At 71.8% G+C, this 23,813-nt stretch carries 17 protein-coding genes; 13 read left to right on the forward strand and 4 right to left on the reverse strand.

The genetic code is table 11. The features are described from left to right. Window positions 1–43: 43 nt before the first annotated feature. The 5 genes from mmuM (at window position 44) to argF (ending at window position 7,598) form a co-directional block, all read left to right on the forward strand. Window positions 44–961: a homocysteine S-methyltransferase gene (gene mmuM, locus ACTWOL_RS28415; protein WP_474299654.1), complete on the forward strand. Its 918-nt coding sequence runs from the start codon at window positions 44–46 to the stop codon at window positions 959–961. A 68-nt stretch (window positions 962–1,029) separates the two neighbouring features. Continuing rightward, entirely contained in the window at window positions 1,030–2,490 is a 1,461-nt protein-coding gene (locus ACTWOL_RS28420) for a 3' terminal RNA ribose 2'-O-methyltransferase Hen1 (RefSeq protein WP_474299655.1), read from the forward strand. Continuing rightward, window positions 2,487–5,057, forward strand: coding sequence for a polynucleotide kinase-phosphatase (locus ACTWOL_RS28425; RefSeq protein ID WP_474299656.1), 2,571 nt, complete (start codon window positions 2,487–2,489; stop codon window positions 5,055–5,057). The genes ACTWOL_RS28420 and ACTWOL_RS28425 overlap by 4 nt, the downstream gene beginning before the upstream one ends. Window positions 5,058–5,269: 212 nt before the next feature. Continuing rightward, window positions 5,270–6,520, forward strand: a complete 1,251-nt coding sequence (locus ACTWOL_RS28430) for an arginine deiminase (RefSeq protein WP_474299657.1) — start codon at window positions 5,270–5,272, stop codon at window positions 6,518–6,520. Window positions 6,521–6,581: 61 nt separating this feature from the next. Continuing rightward, window positions 6,582–7,598 carry an ornithine carbamoyltransferase gene (gene argF, locus ACTWOL_RS28435; protein ID WP_474299658.1) on the forward strand — a complete coding sequence of 339 codons (1,017 nt, stop codon included), beginning with the start codon at window positions 6,582–6,584 and terminating at the stop codon, window positions 7,596–7,598. 15 nt (window positions 7,599–7,613) lie between these two features. Here argF and ACTWOL_RS28440 read toward each other — a convergent pair whose 3' ends face one another. Next, window positions 7,614–8,177, reverse strand: coding sequence for an ATP-binding protein (locus tag ACTWOL_RS28440; RefSeq protein ID WP_474299659.1), 564 nt, complete (start codon window positions 8,175–8,177; stop codon window positions 7,614–7,616). 363 nt (window positions 8,178–8,540) lie between these two features. Here ACTWOL_RS28440 and ACTWOL_RS28445 point away from each other — a divergent pair, with 363 nt between their 5' ends. Together ACTWOL_RS28445 and ACTWOL_RS28450 are read left to right on the forward strand one after the other, a co-directional pair. After that, entirely contained in the window at window positions 8,541–9,368 is an 828-nt protein-coding gene (locus ACTWOL_RS28445) for an enoyl-CoA hydratase family protein (protein WP_474299660.1), read from the forward strand. A 2-nt stretch (window positions 9,369–9,370) separates the two neighbouring features. Further along, on the forward strand, window positions 9,371–11,674 hold the full coding sequence (locus tag ACTWOL_RS28450; protein ID WP_474299661.1) for a bifunctional salicylyl-CoA 5-hydroxylase/oxidoreductase: 2,304 nt from the start codon (window positions 9,371–9,373) through the stop codon (window positions 11,672–11,674). Window positions 11,675–11,758: 84 nt separating this feature from the next. Here the strand turns inward: ACTWOL_RS28450 and ACTWOL_RS28455 are convergent, their stop codons facing one another. Next, a complete protein-coding gene (locus tag ACTWOL_RS28455; RefSeq protein ID WP_474299662.1) occupies window positions 11,759–12,571 on the reverse strand; it encodes a PaaX family transcriptional regulator in 813 nt (270 codons plus the stop codon). Window positions 12,572–12,763: 192 nt separating this feature from the next. Next, the gene (locus tag ACTWOL_RS28460; protein ID WP_474299663.1) at window positions 12,764–14,377 is read right to left on the reverse strand and encodes an AMP-binding protein; all 1,614 of its coding nucleotides are present in this window, start codon (window positions 14,375–14,377) and stop codon (window positions 12,764–12,766) included. A gap of 158 nt (window positions 14,378–14,535) precedes the next feature. Between ACTWOL_RS28460 and ACTWOL_RS28465 the strand changes: the two genes are divergently transcribed. After that, window positions 14,536–15,720 (forward strand): acyl-CoA dehydrogenase family protein, encoded by a 1,185-nt coding sequence (locus ACTWOL_RS28465; RefSeq protein WP_474299664.1) that lies wholly within the window; start codon window positions 14,536–14,538, stop codon window positions 15,718–15,720. Then, entirely contained in the window at window positions 15,717–16,115 is a 399-nt protein-coding gene (locus ACTWOL_RS28470; RefSeq protein WP_474299665.1) for a RidA family protein, read from the forward strand. The genes ACTWOL_RS28465 and ACTWOL_RS28470 overlap by 4 nt, the downstream gene beginning before the upstream one ends. A 217-nt stretch (window positions 16,116–16,332) precedes the next feature. On the opposite strand, the gene ACTWOL_RS28475 is transcribed toward ACTWOL_RS28470, so the two are convergent. Further along, the gene (locus ACTWOL_RS28475) at window positions 16,333–17,634 is read right to left on the reverse strand and encodes an aminopeptidase P family protein (protein WP_474301279.1); all 1,302 of its coding nucleotides are present in this window, start codon (window positions 17,632–17,634) and stop codon (window positions 16,333–16,335) included. Between the two features lie 339 nt (window positions 17,635–17,973). Between ACTWOL_RS28475 and ACTWOL_RS28480 the strand changes: the two genes are divergently transcribed. The 4 genes from ACTWOL_RS28480 to ACTWOL_RS28495 are packed head-to-tail and all read left to right on the forward strand — an operon-like array spanning window position 17,974 to window position 23,646. After that, on the forward strand, window positions 17,974–20,373 hold the full coding sequence (locus ACTWOL_RS28480; protein WP_474299666.1) for a collagenase: 2,400 nt from the start codon (window positions 17,974–17,976) through the stop codon (window positions 20,371–20,373). A gap of 57 nt (window positions 20,374–20,430) precedes the next feature. Next, window positions 20,431–21,780 carry an NAD(P)/FAD-dependent oxidoreductase gene (locus ACTWOL_RS28485; protein ID WP_474299667.1) on the forward strand — a complete coding sequence of 450 codons (1,350 nt, stop codon included), beginning with the start codon at window positions 20,431–20,433 and terminating at the stop codon, window positions 21,778–21,780. Beyond that, on the forward strand, window positions 21,777–22,091 hold the full coding sequence (locus tag ACTWOL_RS28490) for a (2Fe-2S)-binding protein (protein WP_474299668.1): 315 nt from the start codon (window positions 21,777–21,779) through the stop codon (window positions 22,089–22,091). Before ACTWOL_RS28485 ends, ACTWOL_RS28490 begins: the two co-directional genes overlap by 4 nt. After that, window positions 22,072–23,646, forward strand: coding sequence for an FAD-dependent oxidoreductase (locus ACTWOL_RS28495; RefSeq protein ID WP_474299669.1), 1,575 nt, complete (start codon window positions 22,072–22,074; stop codon window positions 23,644–23,646). Before ACTWOL_RS28490 ends, ACTWOL_RS28495 begins: the two co-directional genes overlap by 20 nt. The last annotated feature ends 167 nt before the right edge of the window (window positions 23,647–23,813 follow it).

A 23,813-nucleotide genomic window follows, 5' to 3' on the forward strand; every position in this document is an offset into this window, starting at 1 on the left:
TGAGCGCCCAGCCGGCCGGCCGGGCCGAACACCCGGAGTACCCGTGAAGCCCGCCCGCCCTCTCGCCGCCGCACTCGCCGACGAGGCACTCGTCCTCGACGGGGGCCTGTCCAACCAGCTGAAGGCACAGGGCTGCGATCTGTCCGACGACCTGTGGTCGGCGCGCCTGCTCGCCGACGGACCCGAGCAGATCGAGGCCGCCCACACGGCCTATGTGCGGGCGGGCGCACAGGTGCTCATCACCTCCAGCTACCAGGCGACGTTCGAGGGGTTCGCCCGCCGTGGCGTGGGCCGGGCGGAGGCGGGCGCGCTGCTCGCCCGCAGCGTGGAGCTTGCCCGCGCCGCGGCCCGGTCCACCGACCGGGAGGTGTGGGTGGCGGCCTCGGTGGGCCCCTACGGCGCCATGCTCGCGGACGGCAGCGAGTACCGGGGCCGCTACGGGCTCACGGAGCGGGAGCTGGCGGACTTCCACCGGCCCCGGATCCAGGCCCTCGCCGCGGCCCGGCCCGACGTCCTCGCCCTGGAGACCGTGCCGGACACCGACGAGGCCCGGGCCCTGCTCGGTGCCGCGCGGGAGACCGGACTGCCCCTGTGGCTCTCGTACACCGTGGTGGGGGAGCGCACCCGCGCCGGCCAGGACCTCGCCGGGGCCTTCGCCCTCGCCGCCGACGACGACCGGGTGATCGCCGTCGGCGTCAACTGCTGCGACCCCGCCGACACGGACCGTGCCGTGGAGCTGGCCACACACATGACGGGAAAACCCGTCGTCGTCTACCCGAACAGCGGTGAGCGCTGGGACACCGCCGCCCGGGGCTGGCGCGGCGCCACCACCTTCGACCCCGAACGGGCCCGCGCCTGGCAGACGGCCGGTGCACGGCTGATCGGCGGATGCTGCCGCGTCGGCCCGGACCGTATCGCCGCACTGGCCGGCGTACTGCGCCGGGACGACGGCCCGCCGTGAGTGCCCCATGGCCCCGATACGCGAAAACGCCTGGTCGGCCAGGGGGCGCCCAGGCAATACTCGGACATGTGTTCCTGACGATCACCACGACCGGTACCCCCGAGCGTCCTGCCACCGACCTGGGCTTCCTGCTGCACAAGCACCCGGACAAGGCGCAGACGTTCTCCACCTCCCATGGCACGGCGCATGTCCTCTACCCCGAGGCCACCGCCGAACGGTGCACCGCCGCGCTGCTCCTGGAGGTCGATCCCGTGGCACTGGTGCGGCGCGGCAAGGGCAAGGGCCGCGGCGGCGCACCGGACTCGGCGCTCGCCCAGTACGTCAACGACCGGCCGTACGCGGCGTCCTCGCTGCTCTCCGTCGCCATGAGCACCGTCTTCAAGAGCGCCCTGCGCGGGGTGTGCCAGGCCATGCCGGAACGCGCCGGGACACCGCTTCCGTTGCGCATCGAAGTGCCCACGCTGCCCGCGCGCGGTGGCGCCGAGCTGGTGCGCAAGCTGTTCGTCCCGCTCGGGTGGGCCTCCGTCGACGCCGAGCCCGTCCCGCTCGACGAGCGCTTCCCCGAATGGGGCGACTCACGCTACGTACGGCTGGTGCTGGAAGGCGAGTTGCGCCTCGCCGACGCACTGCGGCAGCTGTATGTCCTCCTCCCGGTGCTGGACGACGCCAAGCACTACTGGGTCGCGCCCGACGAGGTCGACAAACTGCTGCGCGCGGGGGAGGGCTGGCTCGCCGAGCACCCCGAGCAGAAGCTGATCACCAGCCGCTATCTGTCACGGCGCTGGGGGCTGACCCGGCAGGCCATGGAGCGTCTCGAGCTGGTCCGGCTGGCCGAGAGCGACGACCTCGAGGTCGAGGACGTCGACAACGCCGTCGACGAGACCACCGACACCGACGAGCGCCCGGTCCCGCTGGCCGAGCAGCGCCGGGAGGCCATCCTGGCGGCGCTGCGCGCATCGGGCGCGGCCACCGTGCTCGACCTGGGCTGCGGACAGGGCCAGCTGGTGCAGGCCCTCCTCAAGGACACCCGGTTCACGGGCATCGTGGGCGTGGACGTGTCCGTGCGCGCCCTCACCATCGCCGCGCGCCGGCTCAGGCTGGACCGGATGGGTGAGCGCCAGTCCGGCCGCGTCACGCTCATGCAGGGCTCGCTGACCTACACCGACAAGCGCCTCGCGGGCCATGACGCCGCCGTGCTCAGCGAAGTCATCGAGCACCTCGACCTGCCGCGTCTGCCCGCCCTGGAGTACGCCGTCTTCGGCTCCGCCCGCCCCCGCACGGTGATCGTGACGACCCCGAACGTCGAGTACAACGTGCGCTGGGAGAGCCTGCCCGCCGGGCACGTCCGCCACAGCGACCACCGCTTCGAGTGGACCCGCGAGGAGTTCCGCCGGTGGGCGGCACAGGTCGCCGCGCGCCATGGCTATGACGTCACCCACGCGGGAATCGGCGACGACGACCCCGAGGTGGGCGCACCGACCCAGATGGCCGTATTCACCCAGACCACGAAGAAGGAGGAGGCGGCATGACCACCAGCACCGGCACCGGCGCCAGTACCCGCACCCTGCCCGTCCCCGACCTCTCCCTCGTGGTCCTCGTCGGCGCCACAGGCTCCGGCAAGTCCACCTTCGCCAGGCGGCACTTCAAGCCCACCGAGGTGATCTCCTCGGACTTCTGCAGGGGTCTCGTCGCCGACGACGAGAACGACCAGAGCGCGAGCGGCGACGCCTTCGACGTCCTGCACTACATCGTCGGCAAGCGCCTCGCTGCCGGCCGGCTCACCGTCGTCGACGCGACCAGCGTCCAGCAGGAGAGCCGCCGCCAGCTCGTCAGTCTGGCCGGGGAACACGACGTCCTGCCCGTCGCGATCGTCCTCGACCTGCCCGAGGACGTGTGTGCCGAGCGCAACGCGGCACGCCCCGACCGCGCGGACATGCCCCGCCACGTCATCGCACGCCACCGCCGCGAACTGCGCCGCTCGCTGCGCGGACTCGAGCGGGAGGGCTTCCGCAAGGTGCACGTCCTGCGCAGCGTGGAAGAGGCCGACGCGGCCCGGGTCGTGCTGGAGAAGCGCTACAACGACCTGAGGCATCTGACCGGCCCGTTCGACATCATCGGCGACATCCACGGCTGCCGCTCCGAGCTGGACGCCCTGCTCGCCAAGCTGGGGTACCGGGACGGCGCGCACCCCGAGGGCCGCACCGCCGTGTTCGTCGGCGACCTCGTCGACCGCGGGCCCGACAGCCCGGGTGTGCTGCGCCGGGTGATGGGCATGGTGGCCTCCGGCAGCGCCCTGTGCGTGCCCGGGAACCACGAGAACAAGCTGGGCCGCTGGCTGAAGGGCCGCCAGGTCCAGCACACCCACGGACTGGCCGAGACCATCGAGCAGTTCGAGCGGGAGGACGCCGCCGACCCGCAGTTCCGTGAGCGGGCGCGGGAGTTCATCGAGGGCCTCGTCAGCCACTACGTGCTCGACGAGGGCAAGCTCGTGGTCTGCCACGCCGGTCTGCCCGAGAAGTACCACGGCCGCACCTCCGGCCGGGTCCGCTCGCACGCGCTCTACGGCGACACGACCGGTGAGACCGACGAGTTCGGGATGCCCGTGCGCTACCCCTGGGCCGAGGACTACCGGGGCCGGGCCGCCGTGGTCTACGGCCACACACCCGTGCCCACCGCGTCCTGGCTGAACAACACCATCTGCCTCGACACCGGCGTCGTCTTCGGCGGCAAGCTGACCGCGCTGCGCTGGCCCGAGCGTGAACTCGTCGACGTACCCGCGGAAAAGGTGTGGTACGAGCCCACCCGGCCGCTCGCCACCGAGGCGCCCGGCGGTCACCAGGGCCGCCCCCTGGACCTGGCCGACGTCCATGGCCGCCGCATCGTGGAGACCCGTCACATGGGCCGCGTCGCGGTGCGCGAGGAGAACGCGGCGGCGGCCCTGGAGGTGATGAGCCGGTTCGCGGTCGACCCGCAGCTGCTCGCCTATCTGCCGCCGACGATGGCGCCGACCGCGACCTCCCGGGAGGAGGGCTACCTGGAGCATCCGGCGGAGGCGTTCGCCCAGTACCGGGCGGACGGCGTCGCCCAGGTGGTGTGCGAGGAGAAGCACATGGGCTCCCGGGCGATCGCGCTGGTCTGCCGCGACGAGGACGCGGCACGGACACGCTTCGGCGCGCGCGGCGTGACCGGTTCGCTGCACACCCGCACCGGCCGGCCTTTCTTCGACGACCCCCAGGTCACCGAGGAGATCCTCCGGCGTCTGCGCACGGCCGTCACCGGAGCCGGACTGTGGGAGGAACTGGACACCGACTGGCTGCTGCTGGACGGCGAGCTGATGCCCTGGTCGCTCAAGGCGTCCGGCCTGCTGCGCAAGCAGTACGCCGCCGTCGGCGCCGCGTCCGCAGCCGTGTTCCCCGGGGCGACGGCCGCCCTGGAAGCGGCCTCCGCACGCGGGGTGGAGCTGGGCGGACTCCTGGAGCGGCAGCGGGAACGGGCCGCGGACGCGGCCGCGTTCACGGAGGCCTACCGCCGCTACTGCTGGACGACCGACGGCCTGGAGGGTGTGCGCTTCGCGCCCTTCCAGATCCTCGCCGCGCAGGGCCGTTCGCTGGCCGCAGTGCCGCACGACGGACAACTGGCCTGGCTGGACCGGCTGGTGGAAGCCGGCACCGCCGCCGGATCCGGGCTGCTGCAGCGCACCCGCCGACTGCTCGTCGACACCGCCGACGAGCAGTCACTGCGAGCGGGCACCGACTGGTGGCTGGAGCTCACCGAGGCGGGCGGCGAAGGCATGGTGGTCAAGCCGCTCGGCGCGCTGGTACGCGACGACAAGGGCCGGCTGGTGCAGCCCGGGATCAAGGTGCGCGGGCGGGAGTACCTGCGGATCATCTACGGCCCCGAGTACACGCGCCCCGACCAGCTGACCCGGCTGCGCAGCAGGTTCCTGGGCCACAAGCGGTCGCTGGCGCTCCGTGAGTACGCGCTGGGTCTGGAGGCGCTGGACCGGCTGGCCGACGGGGAACCGCTGTGGCGGGTCCACGAGGCGGTCTTCGCGGTGCTCGCGCTGGAGTCGGAGCCGGTCGACCCCCGGCTCTGACCGACTCTGACCGGCACCGACGGGCACCGACCGGCACCGAGGCACCGGGCATGCCCGGCTCCCGGGGCGGGGGAGAGCCCCCACCCCGGGAGCCCGCCGCGCGAGGTCCCGGGCCGGACGCGGCGCCGGCAAAGCCGGCCTGATCCACAGGAATCTCCCGAGTTCACGTGCCCTGTGGGCGCGGACGGGGCCCGTCTGGGAACGTTTCTTCCATGGGATTCCATGTCGACTCCGAGACCGGGCTGCTGCGCCGGGTCATACTCCACCGCCCCGATCTGGAGCTGAAGCGGCTCACCCCCACCAACAAGGACGCGCTGCTCTTCGACGACCTCCTGTGGGTCCGGCGCGCCCGCCAGGAACACGACGGCTTCGCGGACGTGCTCCGGGACCGAGGCGTCGAGGTCCATCTCTTCGGCGACCTCCTGCGCGAGTCGCTCGAGATCCCCGCGGCCCGGAAGCTGGTGCTGGACCGCGTCTTCGACGAGAAGGAGTACGGGCCGCTGGCCACCGGCCATCTCCGCGCGGCGTTCGACGCGATGGACACGGCCGACCTCACCGAGGCGCTCATCGGCGGAATGACCAAGCGGGAGTTCCTCGCCGGCCACTCCGAGCCCTCGTCCGTCCGCTTCCACGTCATGGACCTGGACGATTTCCTGCTGGATCCGCTGCCCAACCACATCTTCACCCGTGACACCTCTGCCTGGATCTACGACGGCGTCTCCATCAACGCGATGCGCTGGCCCGCCCGCCGGCGCGAGACGGTCCACTTCGAAGCCATCTACAAGCACCATCCGCTGTTCACCGGCCCCGAGGCGGGTCCCTTCCACCACTGGTCCGAAGGCCAGGACGACTATCCCTCCACCATCGAGGGCGGGGACGTCCTCGTCATCGGCAACGGCGCCGTGCTGATCGGGATGAGCGAGCGGACCACCCCACAGGCCGTCGAAATGCTGGCGCGCGGGCTCTTCGCGACGGGCTCCGCACGGACGATCGTGGCCCTCGACATGCCCAAGGGGCGGGCGTTCATGCACCTCGACACGGTGATGACGATGGTCGACCACGACACGTTCACCCAGTACGCCGGCCTCGGCATGCTGCGCTCGTACACCATCGAACCGGCGGAGAGCGAGCACGGCGTGGGTCTGCGTGTCAGCGACCATCCGCCGGAGCACATGCACAGCGCGATCGCCGCCGCTCTGGGACTGCAGGACATCAGGGTCCTCACGGCCAAGCAGGACGTGCACGCGGCGGAGCGCGAGCAGTGGGACGACGGTTGCAACGTCCTCGCCGTCGAACCGGGAGTGGTCGTGGCCTACGACCGCAATGTGACCACCAACACCCATCTGCGCAAGGAAGGGATCGAGGTCATCGAGATTCCCGGCTCCGAGCTGGGCAGGGGCCGTGGGGGACCGCGCTGTATGAGCTGCCCCATCGAAAGGGACGCCGTGCAGCAATCCGTATAGTGATACAGGGGATCGTATATACTTCCAGTGTCCCCGCGTACGTGACCCAGGAGCAGCCACCATGGCGACACACCTCGAAGGCCGCCACTTCCTCAAGGAGCTCGACTTCGGTGCGGAGGAGTTCCGCGCCCTCGTCGAGCTGGCCGCCGAGCTCAAGGCCGCCAAGCGGACCGGTACCGAGATCCAGCGGCTGCGCGGCAAGCACATCGCGTTGATCTTCGAGAAGACCTCGACGCGTACCCGGTGTGCCTTCGAGGTGGCCGCTGCGGACCAGGGTGCGTCGACGACGTACCTCGATCCTTCCGGATCCCAGATGGGGCACAAGGAGTCCGTCAAGGACACCGCACGGGTGCTCGGGCGGATGTTCGACGGGATCGAGTACCGCGGGGACAGCCAGGCGACCGTCGAGGAGCTCGCCGCACACGCCGGGGTGCCCGTCTTCAACGGACTCACCGACGACTGGCACCCCACCCAGATGCTCGCCGACGTGCTCACCATGTCCGAGCACTGCGACAAGGCCGCCCGTGGTGAGCAGATCGCCTTCGCCTACCTCGGGGACGCCCGCTTCAACATGGGCAACTCCTATCTGGTGACCGGCGCGCTGCTCGGCCTGGACGTACGGATCGTCGCTCCCCGGGCCTACTGGCCCGGGGACGCGGTCCTCGCCCGGGCCCGTGCCCTCGCCGAGCTCAGCGGCGCGCGGCTCACGCTCACCGAGGACATCGCCGAAGGGGTCGCCGGCGCGGACTTCGTCGCCACCGACGTCTGGGTCTCCATGGGTGAGCCGAAGGAGGTGTGGGACGAGCGGATCAAGGCACTCGCCCCGTACGCGGTGACGATGGACGTGCTGCGTGCCACCGGCAATCCGGCGGTGAAGTTCCTGCACTGCCTGCCGGCCTTCCACGACCTCGGTACCCAGGTCGCCCGGGAGGTGTACGAGCGTCACGGCCTGGCCGAGCTCGAGGTCACGGACGAGGTCTTCGAGTCCTCCCACTCGGTCGTGTTCGACCAGGCCGAGAACCGGATGCACACCATCAAGGCGGTCCTGGTGGCCACGCTCGCCACCAGTGGTGAATAGATATACGGACGGCCCTTAGGGCTCGGCCCGTGGGGCCCGCGGTGTCGGCACCCCGGGCGCGGGCGAGCCCGTATCGGCCGTACCGGCGGCCGGAACGGCTGCCGTAGCCGTAGCCGTCTCTGCGGCCGGAGGCCGGGCCGGGGCCGGAACGGCGGGGAGGGTGAACCAGACCGCCTTGCCGTGCTCGGTGGGGCGGTGTCCGCAGGCGGAGCTGAGGGTGCGGATGAGCAACAGGCCGCGGCCGTGCTCCTGCCACGGATCGGGCTCGCGGGCCGCCGACGGGCCCGACAGTCCGCCGGGCGGAGCGGGGTCGGAGTCGTGCACCTCGACCTGGCAGCCCGTCGGCAGCAGCTCCACGACCAGCACGATCGGGTCGTCGCCGGTGGTGTGCTCCACCGCGTTGGCGACCAGCTCCGCCGTGAGGAGCTCCGCGGTGTCGCGGTCCGCGGATACGTCGAGGTCCGCGAGCACCGCGCGGATCAGGGCACGCGCCAGCGGCACGGCGGCCGACGAGCGCGGAAGCGCGAGCCGCCGGCAGGCGGTGGCCGCGGTCTCCGCGGTGGCGGGTGCGTGACGCAAGGCAGGGATCCCGTTCGCAGTGGTTCGGACTGCTTGATGCATCCGGTCTGCTTGATGCAGCTGTCAACATACGAAGGGCAAGTGGGCGATCATGCACCTTCTGGGCGTTTTGCCCGATGTCCGTGCCTGACCTGATACGGGACCTTTGCCGAGTTGCGACCGTGTGACGGGGCGTCGGCTGCCACCCCCTGTGCCGCGGGGCCTCCGCCGATCATCCAGAGGGGTGGGCGGCACGGTCCGAGGGCGGGGTAGCGGCGGCTCCCGGGTGTCGCTTATCGCGCCCTCATGACGAGAGTCACGGATGAGTGATAGCTTCATGGGGTAGGCAGGCACCGGCCCCGCAGCCCGAGGGAGGCCCTCTCCATGAGCCCCTTTCACAGCTCAGCGCCCCGTACCGAGCACTGGCGCCATCTGAGGCTGACCAGGCAGGACGGAGTCGCCACGGTCACACTCGACCGGCCCGAGAAACTCAACGCACTCACCTTCGGTGCCTACGCCGACCTGCGTGATCTACTCGCCGAGCTCTCCCGTGAACGCTCCGTGCGCGCCCTGGTCCTCGGCGGCGAGGGACGCGGCTTCTGCTCCGGGGGCGACGTCGACGACATCATCGGCGCCACCCTCGCCATGGACACCGCCCAGCTCCTCGACTTCAACCGGATGACCGGACAGGTCGTCCGCGCGCTGCGTGAGTGCCCCTTCCCGGTGATCGCCGCCCTGCACGGCGTCGCCGCGGGTGCGGGCGCCGTCCTCGCACTCGCCGCCGACTTCCGTGTCGCGGACCCCACGGCCCGCTTCTCCTTCCTCTTCACCAAGGTCGGACTCTCCGGTGGCGACATGGGTGCCGCGTATCTGCTGCCGCGGGTCGTCGGCCTCGGGCACGCCACCCGTCTGCTGATGCTCGGCGAACCGGTCCGGGCCGTCGAAGCCGAGCGCATCGGCCTCATCAGCGAACTCACCGAGGAGGGAGGCGCCGACAAGGCCGCCGCCTCCCTCGCCCGCCGCCTCGCCGACGGCCCCGCCCTCGCCTACGCCCAGACCAAGGCGCTGCTCACCGCCGAACTCGATATGCCGCTCGCCGCCGCCGTCGAGCTGGACGCCGCCACCCAGGCGCTGCTGATGAACGGCGAGGACTACGCCGAGTTCCACGCCGCCTTCACCGAGAAGCGCGCCCCGAACTGGAAGGGGCGCTGACCATGGGCGCGCCCGCCGACTCCCGGACCCCGCTGCGCGTCGCCGTCATCGGCGGCGGCCCCGGCGGACTCTACGCGGCAGCCCTGCTCAAACGGCTGGACCCCGCCCGCGAGATCACCGTCTGGGAACGCAATGCCCCCGACGACACCTTCGGCTTCGGTGTCGTCCTCTCCGACGAGACCCTCGGCGGCATCGAGCACGCCGACCCGGTGGTGTACCGGGCGCTGCAGGACGAGTTCGTCCGCTGGGACGACATCGACGTCGTCCACCGCGGCCACACCCTCACCTCCGGCGGCCACGGTTTCGCCGCGCTCGGCAGGCGCCGTCTGCTGGAGATCCTGCACCAGCGTTGCACCTCGCTCGGCGTACGGCTCCGCTTCCGCGCCGAGGCGCCGCCCGCCGCCGAACTGGCCGCCACCCACGATCTCGTCATCGCCGCCGACGGTGTGCACAGCCTCACCCGCGCCGCGCACACCGACACCTTCGGCCCCCGCATCACCACCCACCGCTGCCGCTACATCTGGCTCGCCGCCGACTTCGCCTTCGACGCCTTCCGTTTCGAGATCGCCGAGACCGAGCACGGGGTGATGCAGCTGCACGGCTACCCGTTCTCGCCCGGGGAGTCGACCGTGATCGTCGAGATGCGCGAGGAGGTCTGGCGGGCCGCCGGGTTCCACGAGTGCGACGAACAGCAGTCCGCCGAACGCTGCGCGAAGATCTTCGCGGACGCCCTCGGCGGACGCCCGCTGCGCGGCAACAAATCCGCCTGGATCGCCTTCCGCACCGTCGTCAACGACCACTGGTCGCACGGCACCACCGTGCTGCTCGGCGACGCCGCCCACACCGCGCACTTCTCCATCGGCTCCGGCACCAAGCTCGCCGTCGAGGACGCCCTCGCCCTCGCCGCCTGCATCGAGGAGCAGCCCACCGTCCCCGAGGCCCTCGCGGCGTACGAGGCCGAGCGCCGGCCGGTCGTCGAATCGACCCAGCGCGCGGCGGCGGCCAGCCTGCGCTGGTTCGAGGAACTCGGCACCTATCTCGGCCAGCCACCGCGGCAGTTCGCGTTCAACCTCCTCACCCGCAGCCGCCGTGTCACCCACGACAATCTGCGGCTGCGCGATGCCACCTTCACCGAGTCCGTCGAAGAGGACTTCGGCTGCACGCCCGGCACACCACCGATGTTCACGCCCTTCCGGCTGCGCGGACTCACCCTGCGCAACCGCGTCGTCGTCTCGCCCATGGACATGTACTGCGCCGAGGACGGGGTCCCGGGGGACTTCCACCTCGTCCATCTCGGAGGGCGGGCCCTCGGCGGCGCCGGGCTCGTCATGACCGAAATGGTCTGCGTCAGCGCCGAGGGACGCATCACCCCCGGCTGCGCGGGCCTCTACACCGACGAACAGGCCACCGCCTGGCGCCGTATCACCGACTTCGTCCACACCCGCTCACCCGGCACCGCCATCGGCGTCCAGCTCGGCCACTCCGGGCGCAAGGGTTCCACCAGGCTCATGTGGGAGGGCATCGACCAGCCGCTCGCCGACGGCAACTGGCCACTGGTCGCCGCCTCACCGCTGCCATACCGGCCCGGCGTCAACCAGATCCCGCACCAGCTGGACCGGGCCGGTCTCACCGAGATCCGTGAGCAGTTCACCGCCGCGGCCCTGCGCGCGGCGGACAGCGGATTCGACCTGCTCGAACTCCACTGCGCCCACGGCTATCTGCTCTCCGGCTTCCTCTCCCCGCTCACCAACCAGCGCACCGACACCTACGGCGGTTCCCTCACCGGACGGCTCCGTTACCCGCTCGAGGTCTTCGACGCCGTCCGGGCCGTCTGGCCCGACGACCGGCCCATGACCGTACGGATCTCCGCGACCGACTGGGCCCCCGGCGGCACGACGGCGGAGGACGCGGTCGAGATCGCCCGCGCGTTCGCCGCGCACGGAGCCGACGCCGTCGACGTGTCCACCGGCCAGGTCGTACCCGACGAACGCCCCGAGTACGGCCGCTCGTACCAGACCCCCTACGCCGACCGGATCCGCAACACCCTGCGCGTCCCGGTCATCGCCGTCGGCGCCATCTCCTCCTGGGACGACGTCAACTCCCTGCTCCTCGCGGGACGCGCCGACCTGTGCGCCGTGGCCCGCCCCCACCTGTACGACCCGCACTGGACCCTGCACGCCGCGGCGGACCAGGACTACAGCGGCCCGGCCGCCCCCTGGCCGCTGCCGTACCGGGCCGGCAGCCGCAAGCCGCCGACGGGCCGCACCGACGCGCCGAAACCCCGTCTCACCCTGCCGTCGTCGTGACGCCCCCGGCATCTGCGGCGCCCTGACGGGCCCAGCTGCCGGGCGCGGCACCCTTGCGCCCGCTCCTGCGCCGGAGGCCGGGTGTCAGCGCCCCGGGTTCACGAAACGCGCCCCGGCGTCCCTGAGCCGTGTGTGGAGCCCCATGAAGACCGCGGCCGAGCGCCCGCCCGGCCAGCCGTCGGGCAGCAGTTCCTCCGGCAGCCCCGGGTCCGCGTACGGCAGCCGGCGCCAGGAGTCGAGAGCGAGCAGATAGTCGCGGTAGGCATCCTCGGGCGGGGTGTCGTCACGTGCCTCCCAGGCCCGCAGCACCGGGCCGTGGGCATCCAGGAACTCCTCGTGCTGCTTGGCGATCCCCGCCAGATCCCACCAGCGCGCCGCCGCCTCGGCAGTCGCCGCGAAACCCAGGTGCTCGGCCCGGAAGAGGTCGACGTACGGGTCGAGTCCGAGGCGGCGCAGTGTGTGCGCGGTCTCCTCGTGGAAGCGGGCCGGCGCGATCCAGACGCCCGGGGCCGCGGTGCCGAACCCCAGCCGGGCCAGCCGTGAGCGCAGCAGATGGCGCTTGTTGCGCTCGGCCTCCGGTACGGAGAAGACGGCGAGGACCCACCCGTCCGCGAGCTTCGGCGCCGAGTGGTCGTAGATACGCCGGTCGCCGTCGTCGAGCAGCTGGCGGGCGTCCGCCGAGAGGGCGTACCCCGCCGCACCGGCGGCCGTGCGCTGTGCCACCAGCAGCCCGCGCCGCTTGAGCCGGGACACCGAGGAGCGCACCGACGGCGCGTCCACCCCGACCGCCGACAGCAGACGGATCAGCTCCGCCACCGCGAGCGAGTCCGCGGTCTCGCGTCCGTACGCGCCGTACAGGGTGACGATCAGGGAGCGGGGGGTGTGCTGTTCGGCCACGTGATCACTCTAGTGCCGGGACCGGAAGGGTTTGCCGGGAACCTCGCGGCGTCAGGTGCGGCAGGCGCCGGAAAGCGGACCCGGCGGGCAGGGAACGTAGGCCGCTCCCTCGCCCGCGGATCCCGCAGTTCCCACGGATTCCACAGAGCCCACGGATCGCATGGATCTCTCGGAGGTCCACCGGAGGGGCCCTCAGTCCCTCAGCCGGAAGCGTTGCAGCTTGCCCGTGGGGGTACGGGGCAGCGCGTCCCGGAAGACGATCGCGCGCGGGCACTTGTACGGCACCAGGCGGGTCCTGACGAAGTCACGCAGCGCGTCCGCCGTGCCGTCGCCGCGCTCCGCACCGTCGCGCAGCACCACATAGGCCGCCACGATCTGGCCGCGGAGCTCGTCGGGGTGCCCGACGACCGCAGCCTCCGCCACATCGGGGTGCTCCAGCAGCGCGTCCTCCACCTCGGGGCCCGCGATGTTGTAACCCGCCGAGATGATCATGTCGTCCGCGCGGGCGACGTAGCGGAACCATCCGTCCGGTTCGCGTACGTAGGTGTCCCCGGTGATGTTCCAGCCGTCACGGACGTACACGCCCTGGCGTGGGTCCGACAGATAGCGGCAGCCGACCGGCCCGCGTACCGCGAGGAGACCGGGCTCGCCGTCCGGCACCGGCATCCCGGTGGCGGCGTCCACGACCCGCGCCTCCCAACCGGGCACCGGCACCCCGGTCGTACCCGGACGGATGTCCCCGTCCGCCGCCGAGATGAAGATGTGCAGCAGTTCCGTGGCCCCGATGCCGTTGATGATGCGCAGCCCGGTGCGCTCGTGCCAGGCCCGCCATGTGGCGGCGGGCAGATTCTCCCCCGCCGACACACACCGCCGCAGGGACGTCACCTCGTGCGCGCCGAGTTCGTCGAGCATCACGCGGTACGCCGTCGGTGCCGTGAACAGCACGGAGACCCGGTGCGCCGCGATCGCCGGGAGCAGCTGCTTGGGCCCGGCCTGCTCCAGTAGCAGCGCCGAGGCACCCGCCCGCATCGGGAAGATCACCAGCCCGCCCAGACCGAAGGTGAAGCCGAGCGGGGGGCTGCCCGCGAAGACGTCGTCCGGAGTGGGCCGCAGCACCTGGGCCGAGAAGGTGTCGGCGATCGCCAGCACATCGCGGTGGAAGTGCATGCACCCTTTCGGGCGGCCCGTCGTCCCGCTCGTGAAGGCGATCAGCGCGACGTCGTCGGCCGCGGTCGCCACGGCCGTGTACGTCTCGGGCTTCCCCTCGGTCAGCCGCAGCAGGTCGTCGGGCGCGTCCCCGCCGTACGTGGTGATCCGCAGGCCCGGCACCTCGGCCTTCACCAGCTCGTCCACCCCGCGTACGTCGCACAGCGCGTGCTCCACACGGGCTATCTCGCATATCGTCGCGAGCTCCTTGGCCCGCTGCTGGGCGAGTACGGTGACGGCGACCGCGCCCGCCTTCATCACCGCCAGCCAGCAGGCGGCCAGCCAGGGCGTGGTGGGCCCGCGCAGCAGGACCCGGTTCCCGGGTACCACTCCCAGCTCGTCGGTCAGGACGTGCGCGATCCGGTTCACCCGTGCGCGCAGGTCCTCATAGCTCCAGACCGCACCGGACGTACCGTCACGGAAGACGGGCCGACCGCCTCCGTAGCGGTCGATCGTCGCGTCGAGCAGCTCCGTACCGCAGTTGAGCCGCTCCGGATAGCGCAGGCCGGGCGCGTCGAACAGCAGCCGGGGCCACTGCTCCGCGGGCGGGAGATGGTCGCGCGGAAAGGTGTCGCGGTGAGCCGAGGGTGACAGCTCCAAGGTTCGCCCCCCTTGTCGTGGTGGCGTCGCGCATCGAGCGTATCGTGAAGATGACGACAGTCAATGGTCCGCGATAAAGTGCCTTATCCGGGGACGACCGAGGGCGCGGCGCGGCCGCGCGGTCCCCGGGCCCCGGCCGTAGGGAAGTGGGGGACCGGATGTCCGCATTCTCGCTCGATCCTGCACAGACCGCCTGGTGCGCCGAGCTGCGCACCCTCGCCGTGGAGCGCTTGCGCCCACTGGCGGAGAAGGGAGAGCCGGGCAGGATCAACCGCCCGCTCGTCACCACCCTCGGCGAACTGGGCCTGCTCAAACGCCTGTTCGATGACGCGAGCGCACTCGACCTGTGTCTGCTGAGGGAGTCGCTCGCCCACGGCTGCACGGAGGCCGAGACGGCACTGGCGCTGCAGGGTCTCGGCAGCTATCCGCTGGTCCAGGCGGGGACCCGGGCGCAGCGCGAGCGTCTGCTCCCCGGCGTCATCGCGGGCCGCGCCGTTGCCGCCTTCGCGCTCAGCGAGCCCGATGCGGGCTCCGATGCCGCGGCCCTCACCCTCGAGGCCGCGCCGGACGGCGGCGGTTGGCGCCTCACCGGCGAGAAGCGCTGGATCTCCAACGCGCCCGAGGCGGATTTCTACACCGTCTTCGCCCGTACGGGTGAGGCCCCGGGTGCACGCGGCATCACCGCGTTCCTCGTTCCCGCCGACCGGCCCGGGCTCACCGGCAGCCCCCTCGAGATGCTCTCCCCGCATCCGATCGGGGCCCTCCGCTTCGACGGCGTACCCGTCACCCGCGACGATCTGCTCGGCGAACCCGGCGGCGGCTTCCGGGTCGCCATGAACACCCTCAACCTCTTCCGCCCCAGCGTCGGCGCCTTCGCCGTCGGCATGGCTCAGGCGGCGCTCGATGCCACGCTCGACCACACCGCGGAGCGCACCGCCTTCGGCGGTCGGCTCAAGGATCTCCAGGCCGTCTCCCACCAGGCCGCCGAGATGGCGACCCGGACGGAGGCGGCCCGGCTGCTGGTGTACGCGGCGGCCTGTGCCTACGACGCCGGTGCGGCGGACGTGCCGCAGCGCTCCGCCATGGCCAAACTGTTCGCGACCGAGACCGCGCAGTACGTCGTGGACACGGCCGTCCAGTTGCACGGAGCGCGGGCCCTCCAGCGCGGCCATCTCCTGGAGCATCTCTACCGGGAGGTCCGCGCACCGCGGATCTACGAGGGCGCGAGCGAGGTCCAGCGCAGCATCATCGCGAAGGAGTTGTACGCCAGGCGCGACGCTTGCGCGACGGGTAAAGGTCCCGGCCGGAGCGAAGCCCAGACCGACCCCAAGGACGTCCGATGAGTCTTGAACGCATCAACCCGCCGGGGCTGTCCCCGGCGAGCGGCTTCTCGCACGCCGTTGCCGCGAGCGGCTCCCGCCTGGTGTATCTCGCAGGCCAGACCGCACTCGACGCCAGCGGCAAGATCATCGGAGCCGGGGTCGTCGAGCAGTTCGAGACGGCCCTGTCCAACCTCCTCGAGGCCCTCGCCGCCGCCGGTGGAACACCGCACGATCTGGCCCGGGTCACCGTCTACGCCACGGACGTCGCCGACTACCGCGCCCACGCCGGGGAACTCGGACGTGTCTGGCACCGGCTGGCCGGGCGGGACTACCCGGCCATGGCGGTGATCGGGATCGTACGGCTCTGGGACGAGGAAGCACTGGTCGAGGTGGACGGGATCGCCGTGCTGCCGTAGGTCCTGTCCGGGCCCGAGAAGATCGCCCTGACAGGACGTTGGTGTATTGACCCGCAAGGCCAGGTGCCCCGGTCGACCCGCAAGGAGCCCGCCCCGCCTGCCGCACGCTTGGAAGGCGGGGCGCCCCCGGGGCCGCCCCCCGGCGGTCCTGGGGGGCCGGCCACATGCGTCACCCGTCGGCCCGTCATGTCGTGGCGGGCCGCACGGCGGACGCGCCTCAGCCGTCCAGAAGCGAACCCATCCACTCCTCGACGGCGTCCGCCGTACGCGGCAGCGCGCCGGACATCAGCCGGGCCCCGTCCGCCGTGACGACCAGGTCGTCCTCGATACGCACGCCGATGCCCCGCAGTTCGGGAGGCAGGGTCTCGTCGTCCGGCTGGAGATAGAGACCGGGCTCGACGGTGAGGACCTGCCCCTCCTCCAGCACCCCGCCGAGATAGGCCGAAGCGCGTGCCTTCGCGCAGTCGTGCACATCGAGCCCGAGCATATGACCGCTGCTGCAGAGGGTGTAGCGGCGATGGAGGTCACCGGCGGCATCCTTGAGGATGCCCCACTCGGCGAGGCCCTCGGCGATCACCCGCATACAGGCACGGTGGAAGTCGCGGAACTCGGCTCCGGGCCGGAGCGCGGCGATGCCCGCTTCCTGGGCGGCCAGGACGAGTTCGTACACCTGGCGCTGGACGGGGGAGAAGCGTCCGGAGAGCGGCAGGGTGCGCGTGACGTCGGCCGTGTACAGGGTGTCCGTCTCCACACCGGCGTCGAACAGGAGCAGTTCGGACGGGTCGAGCCGGCCGTCGTTGCGCGTCCAGTGCAGCACACAGGCGTGCGCGCCGGACGCGGCGATCGTCTCGTAGCCGGTTCCGTTGCCTTCCAGCCTGGCGCGCAACCCGAAGACCCCCTCGAGCCGGCGTTCCCCCCGGGGGTCGGCGAGGGCGCGCGGCACGGCACGCACGACGTCTTCGAAGGCGGCGGTGGTGTGATCGACCGCCAGCTGCAGCTGCTCGACTTCCCAGGTGTCCTTCACCAGGCGCAACTCGGAGAGCGCGGTGGCGAGTTCGGGGTCGGTCGCGGCGCTGCGTCCGGGCGGCAGCGCGCCGATGCCGTCCAGGTGCGCGCAGCGGATGCCGGTCAGCCGCTCGGCCTCCGCCAGGTCGGGACGGCGGCCCACCCAGAACTCGCCGTAGCGGCGGTCGCGGTAGAACTCGTCGTCGCCCTGACCCCGAGACGAACGCGGCCGCAGATACAGCACCGGCTCATGGCCGGACGGCCCCGACGGCTCGAGGACCAGGATGTGTCCGGGCTGGTCCTCCCCGGTGAGCCCGGTCAGCCAGGCGTAGGCGCTGTGGGGGCGGAACCGGTGGTCGCAGTCGTTGGAGCGCACCTTCAACTCGCCGGCGGGGATCAGCAGTCGCTCACCGGGGAACAGCGCCGACAGCCGTGAGTGCCGGGCCGGCGTGACGGCGCGGGCAGCCACTTCGGCGCCGGCGGGCAGAGGAGTGGGGGCCCAACCCGTACCCATCGAAGCCGTCAACTCGGGTGATACGGGCAGATCGTGACTACCGGTCGTCGGGCCGTTTCGCCCGGCGGTGCGACCCGTCGCGGGAGGGTGCTCCGAACCAGACAGCCCGGCAGGGCTGGTGGGACTCGTGGGGTGGGTGGCGCTGGAGGTGCGGTCGATCTCGGTCATCCGAGCTCCCTGGGAACGGACTTGGACGGAAGTCTTGTCAGTGCAATTTCACATTACTATGTTACGGGTCACATCGCGCTCGTCGGTTCGGTCAATCCCCATGCATGCCACGGCGGTTCGCGGTGACCGCACTGCCGCACGCTCCCAGCCACCTCCCACACAGGAGTCCCGGTGTTCCAGCCCAGATCCGTGCTGCCCATATCCCTGCGCAGGCCCCTGCTCTCCGGCGCCATCGCCGTCGCCGCCGTCGCCCTGCTTGCGCCTCTCGCCCCCGCCGCCGTCGCCGACGGAGCCGGGGCCGAGTCGACCCCGCGCACCGGCAGCCCGGTGCCCGCCGCGTTCGCCGCCCGACCCGGCAGTCCGGCCGCCCGCCCCGCCCACGCACCGAACCCCTTCGACGAGGTCGAGCGTCTGGCCAGCGCCCCCAAGAAGATCACCAAGGCCGCCTCCGCACCCGGTGAACTGGCCGAAGGCCGCATCCCCGGCCGCCAGGGAGCCCAGAGCGCCGGCGGGGTCCGCGCCGCGGCGACGCGCACCGGGGCCGGAGTGCCCTGCACCCTCGACGGTGTCACCCGCCTCGGTCCCGAGCAGCTCGCCGACTTCCTCGCCGACCCCGCGGTCACCGCCGACGGCTGTCTCCGGGGCCTCATCTGGACCTGGGACTCCCGGCTCGCGCCCATCATGTCCGACGCCCACGTCCAGGCCGTCGGCCGCCGGATCTCCTCACTCGCCGCCCGTCACGACGGCCGCAACGGCACGCATCTGCTGGAGATGTTCACGTATCTCCACGCCGTGGCCTACCACGACTTCTCGCGGCCGGAGATCGACATCACCGACCCTCCGACCACCGAGGTCCTGCGGCGCGCCACCAACGACTTCGGCACCGCGGCCCGCACCTTCGACGTCACCCGCACCAACGCCGAGACGCTGCGCGAAGCGCTCTACACGGGCAGCGCGCCCGGCGTGCGGCACAGTCAGCTCGGGCTCATCAAGAAGGTCCTGGCGACCATGGACAAGTACCACAAGGGCCAGTACGACGACGCCTCCTGGGGCGGCGCGGCACTGGCCGCCCTCTCCGTCAACTATCTGGGCATCTACCCCGGGAACAAGGACACCGCCTTCCACAACGTGGTCGCGCAGAACGCCTCCTACCGCACCGCCTTCCGCGCCTTCTCCGCCTACACCCACCTCAAGGGGACGCCCAACGAGTGGGTGGTGCGCGACGCACTGAGCGAATACGGGCGCTTCGGCCAGGTGGAGGCCCTCAAGGCGCGGATCGTGCCCGATCTCGGCACCCTGCTCCCCGTCGCGGTCGCCAACTTCGGCCAGGGCAGCCGCCCCTGGGCCTCACTCGTCACCTGGCTGGACTTCTTCGGGGCCTGTAAGCCGTACGGGGTCTGCAAGGACGACATCGAGCGGCGGATCTTCCCGTACACCTACACGTACGACAACGGGGCCATCAAGGTCCGCACCGGGCTCGACCGCGCGACCGTCGACCAGCTCTACTACGCGAGCAAGCAGGTGAAGGCGCAGTTCCACCGGGTGCTCGGCACCGAGCAGCCGCTGGCCGGCGACACCAACACCGTGCTCACCATCGTGCTGTACGGCTCCCGCTCCGACTACGAGGTCTACCACCCGATCCTCACCGGTATGGGGACCGAGAACGGCGGCATCTACATCGAGCGCGGCGCCACCTTCTACACGTACCAGCGCCGGGTGCCGCAGGACTCCTCGCTCACCCTCGAGGAACTCTTCCGGCACGAGTACGTGCACTACCTCAACGGCCGCTGGGCAGTGCCCGGCTACTTCGGAGAGGGGCCCTGGTACAACGGCGACCGCACGACCGCCATGGACGAGGGGACGGCGGAGTTCTTCGACGGGGCGACCCGGGACAACGGCATCGCGGTCCGCAAGTCCCTCGTCCAGGGGGTCATCGACGACACGGCGTCGGGCGGTCCGCGGATGAGCGTGAACCAGCTGCTGCACGCCACCTACGACGGTGACGGTTTCCGCTTCTACGACTACGCGGGCACGTTCTTCGAGTTCCTGTGGACGGAACGCCCCTCGCTGCTGCGTGAGATGTACGGATACCTCCGGGCCGACGACGTCGCGGGCTTCGACTCCTGGCGCAGCCGCGTCGGTGGCGACTCCGCCCTCCAGCGCGCCTACGACGCCTTCCTGGACGCACAGATCGCGAAGGTCGACGACCTGTTCGTGCCCAACACGTCGTACACACCCAACGACCGGCTCAAGGACGCCACGGCGGCGGCGGTCCGCTCGGCGTTCGCCCGCGCCACGTACTCCGACCCGGCCTGCACCGAGGGCGGCGACCTGGGCAAGCGGCGCTTCATCTGCACAGGGAGGATCACGGCCAACCTCTCGGACGTGAACAGCCCGGACCGCGTCTTCCGGGACATGTCCGAGACCGTCGACTACTTCCTTCTCGACCGGTCCGCGCCCGCGTCGACCAACCTGGCGGACATGAACTGCTCCTTCGGTCAGGTCGAGATCTGGTCCAACGGCCGGGCGGGCACGTCGACTTACCGCTGCGAGGGGCCGCTGCGAAGCTGACCGCCGGTTCTGCGCGTATCCCTTCCCCGCGGGCATGACATGTGACATATTACTGTCGTGTCCATCAGAAACCCAGCCGGTCCCCTGGACGCCGTCGTCATCGGCGCGGGCGTCGTCGGAGCGGCGTGCGCGTACTACGCGAGCCGCGCCGGACTGGCCGTCGCGGTCGTCGACCGGGGCTCGGTCGCGGGCGGCACCACCGGCGCCGGGGAAGGGAACCTGCTCGTCTCCGACAAGGAAGCGGGGCCCGAGCTCGACCTCGCGCTGCTGTCCGCCCGGCTCTGGCACGAACTGGCAGAGGTGCTCCCGCAGGACACCGAGTACGAACCCAAAGGCGGTCTCGTCGTGGCCCCCGACGAGACCGCACTGGGCGCCCTGCGGGACTTCGCCGCGCGGCAGCGCACGGCCGGCGTCGAAGCGCTCGAAGTCCCCGCCGACCGGCTCCAGGAGCTCGAACCCCATCTCGCACACGGGCTCGCCGGCGGCTTCCACTACCCACAGGACGCCCAGGTCCAGCCGGCCAGGGCAGCCGCCCGGCTGCTCGGCGCGGCACGGGAACGTGGCACCGTCCTACGGCTCGGCGAGGAGGTCACCCACATCCTCACCGCGCCGGGCGGCGGTATCCGGGGCGTACGCACCACACGCGGCGAACTCGCGGCCCCCGCCGTCGTCAACGCGGCCGGCACCTGGGGCGGCGACGTCGCCGCACTCGCCGGCGTCACCCTCCCCGTCCTGCCCCGCAGGGGCTTCGTCCTGATCACCGAGCCGCTGCCGCGCGTCGTCCGCCACAAGGTCTACGCCGCCGACTACATCGCCGACGTCGCCAGCGGTTCCGCGGCCCTGCAGTCCTCGGCGGTCGTCGAGGGCACGCCGTCGGGGCCGGTCCTGATCGGCGCCACCCGCGAGCGCGTCGGCTTCGACCGGAGCCTGTCGACCGGGGCGCTGCGACGGCTCGCCCGTCAGGCCGCCGCTCTCTTCCCCGTCCTCGAGGATCTGCGGGTGATGCGTGCGTACCACGGCTTCAGGCCCTACCTGCCCGATCACCTTCCCGCCATCGGATGCGATCCGCGGGTACCCGGTCTCTTCCACGCATGCGGGCACGAAGGAGCCGGCATCGGACTCGCCCCGGCCACCGGACTGCTGGTCGCCGAAACACTGACCGGTGGTCAGCCTGCCCTGGACCTGCGACCCTTCAGGCCGGAAAGGTTCGCCGAGCCAATGTCGGCTGACGACCGACGGGACGACAGTCGGGAGTGTGACGGACAGCGGGGCTCCGGCCGGCCGCACCCCGGACCGCGGGGCTGCGGCGACCAGGCCGGCTCTTACGAGGCAGGACCCCGTGACACCGCGGCGGGCCACCATGACACCGCATCCGCGGACTCCGGCGAGGCGGGAGAGACACAGTGACCAGAACACCGGCGTCCCTCGTGCGGGCCGAGCCCGGCCCTCACCACGAGATCACCTTCGACGGGCGCCCGATCCGCGCCCTGCCGGGACAGACCGTCGCCGCCGCCCTCTGGGCCGCGGGCATCCTCTCCTGGCGCACCACCCGCATCGGTGGCGCGCCGCGCGGGGCCTTCTGCGGCATCGGCGCCTGCTTCGACTGCCTGGCCACCATCAACGGCCGCCCCAACCAGCGTGCTTGTCTGGTTCCGGCGCGCCCCGGCGACGCGATCACCACCCAGGAGGGCACCGGACGTGACGACCTCGCCGTATGACTCCCCCTCGCCGGATGACACCCCTTCTTCGCATGACTCCCGCTCTTCGGACGGTGCACCCTCCCAGGACGGCTCCCTTCCGTCCTGCGACTCCTCCGCCACCTGTGAACTGGCCGTCGTCGGAGCGGGTCCCGCGGGACTCGCGGCCGCCGTGACAGCCGCCGACCTCGGGCTGGCGGTGACTCTGCTCGATGCAGGGGAGAGGCCCGGCGGGCAGTACTACCGGCATCCCGCACCGGCCCTCCGTGCCCGGCGCCCCGACGCGCTGCACCACGGGTGGCGTGCTTTCGCCGACCTTGAACGACGTCTGCGCGCCCACCGGGAGGCAGGCCGCATCCGCTATCTGCCCGCCCACCACGTCTGGACGGTGGTCCCTGACGACGATGAGCCGCAACCCGAAGCAAGCGGCCACGTCCCAGGTGCTCCCCATGCTCCCCAGTGGCGGCTGCACACCCTGGCCGGGCCGGGTGGCCCCGACGAGCGACCGGTGCTGGTCCGGGCCCGCGCCGTGCTGCTGGCCACCGGAGCCTACGAGCGCCAACTCCCCTTCCCCGGCTGGACCTTGCCCGGTGTCGTCGGTGCCGGCGGAGCCCAGGCGATGCTGAAGTCCGACCTGGTGGTGCCCGGACGGCGTGTGGTCGTGGCGGGCAGCGGTCCGCTGCTGCTCGCCGTCGCCGGGTCGCTCGCCGCCGCAGGGGCCAGGGTGCCCCTCGTCGTCGAGGCGGCGGCATACGGGGCGTACGTGCGTCGGCTGCCCGCGCTGCTGCGCAATCCCGCGAAGCTCGCCGAAGGGGCCGTGCACACCGGTGCTCTGCTGCGGCACGGGGTGCGGCTGCTCAGCAGACACGCCGTCACGGCGGTCCACGGCGCGGCACGGGTGGAGGCCGTCACCGTCACCCGGCTCGACCGGGACTGGCGGCCCGTGCCGGGCAGTGACCGCCGTATCGGCTGCGAGGCGCTCGCCGTCGGACACGGACTGGTTCCGCAGCTCGAACTCGCGACCGGGCTCGGTTGCGTCACCCGCCGCACACCCGACGGCTGCCTGGCGCTGGAAGTCGACGGCGAGCTGCGTACCTCCGTGCCCGGAGTCTGGTCGTCGGGGGAGACCGACGGCATCGGAGGTGCGGAACTCGCCCTCACCGAAGGCGAACTGGCCGCACGGTCCATCGCCCGGACCTTGCGCGGTACTGCATCGCCGCCCAGGCGCACGGCGGCACTCGTGGCACGCCGCCGCAGGCTCAGGGAGTTCGCCGATGCGATGGCTGCCGTGCACCGGCCCGGCGCCGGCTGGACCGCATGGCTCGACGACGCCACCGAGGTGTGCCGTTGTGAGGAGGTGCCCGCCGGACTGATCAGAGAGGCGGTCGGTGAACTCGGCGCGCACGACGCGCGTACCGTCAAGCTGCTCACACGCGCCGGCATGGGCTGGTGCCAGGGGCGCATGTGCGGGCCCGCCGTGGCCTGCCTGGTCGGAGACGAGCCGGCCGAAGACCGGCGGCCGCTGTCCTGCCCCGTGCCGTTGCGCCATCTCGCAGAACTGCCCGAACCACCCTGACCGTGAATCCCCCGAGCGTGAATCCCCCGAGCGCGAAGCCCCTGACCGTGCATCCGCTGAGCGCGAATCCCCTGACCTCGAACCGTTCTGACTTCGAACGGCTCTGACGACCTGTGTGGTGCGGCCGAGGGCTTGTGGCCGCCGCCCGCCTCCCAATAAAATGTCAC

This window comes from Micromonospora sp. IBHARD003 (assembly GCF_056106285.1).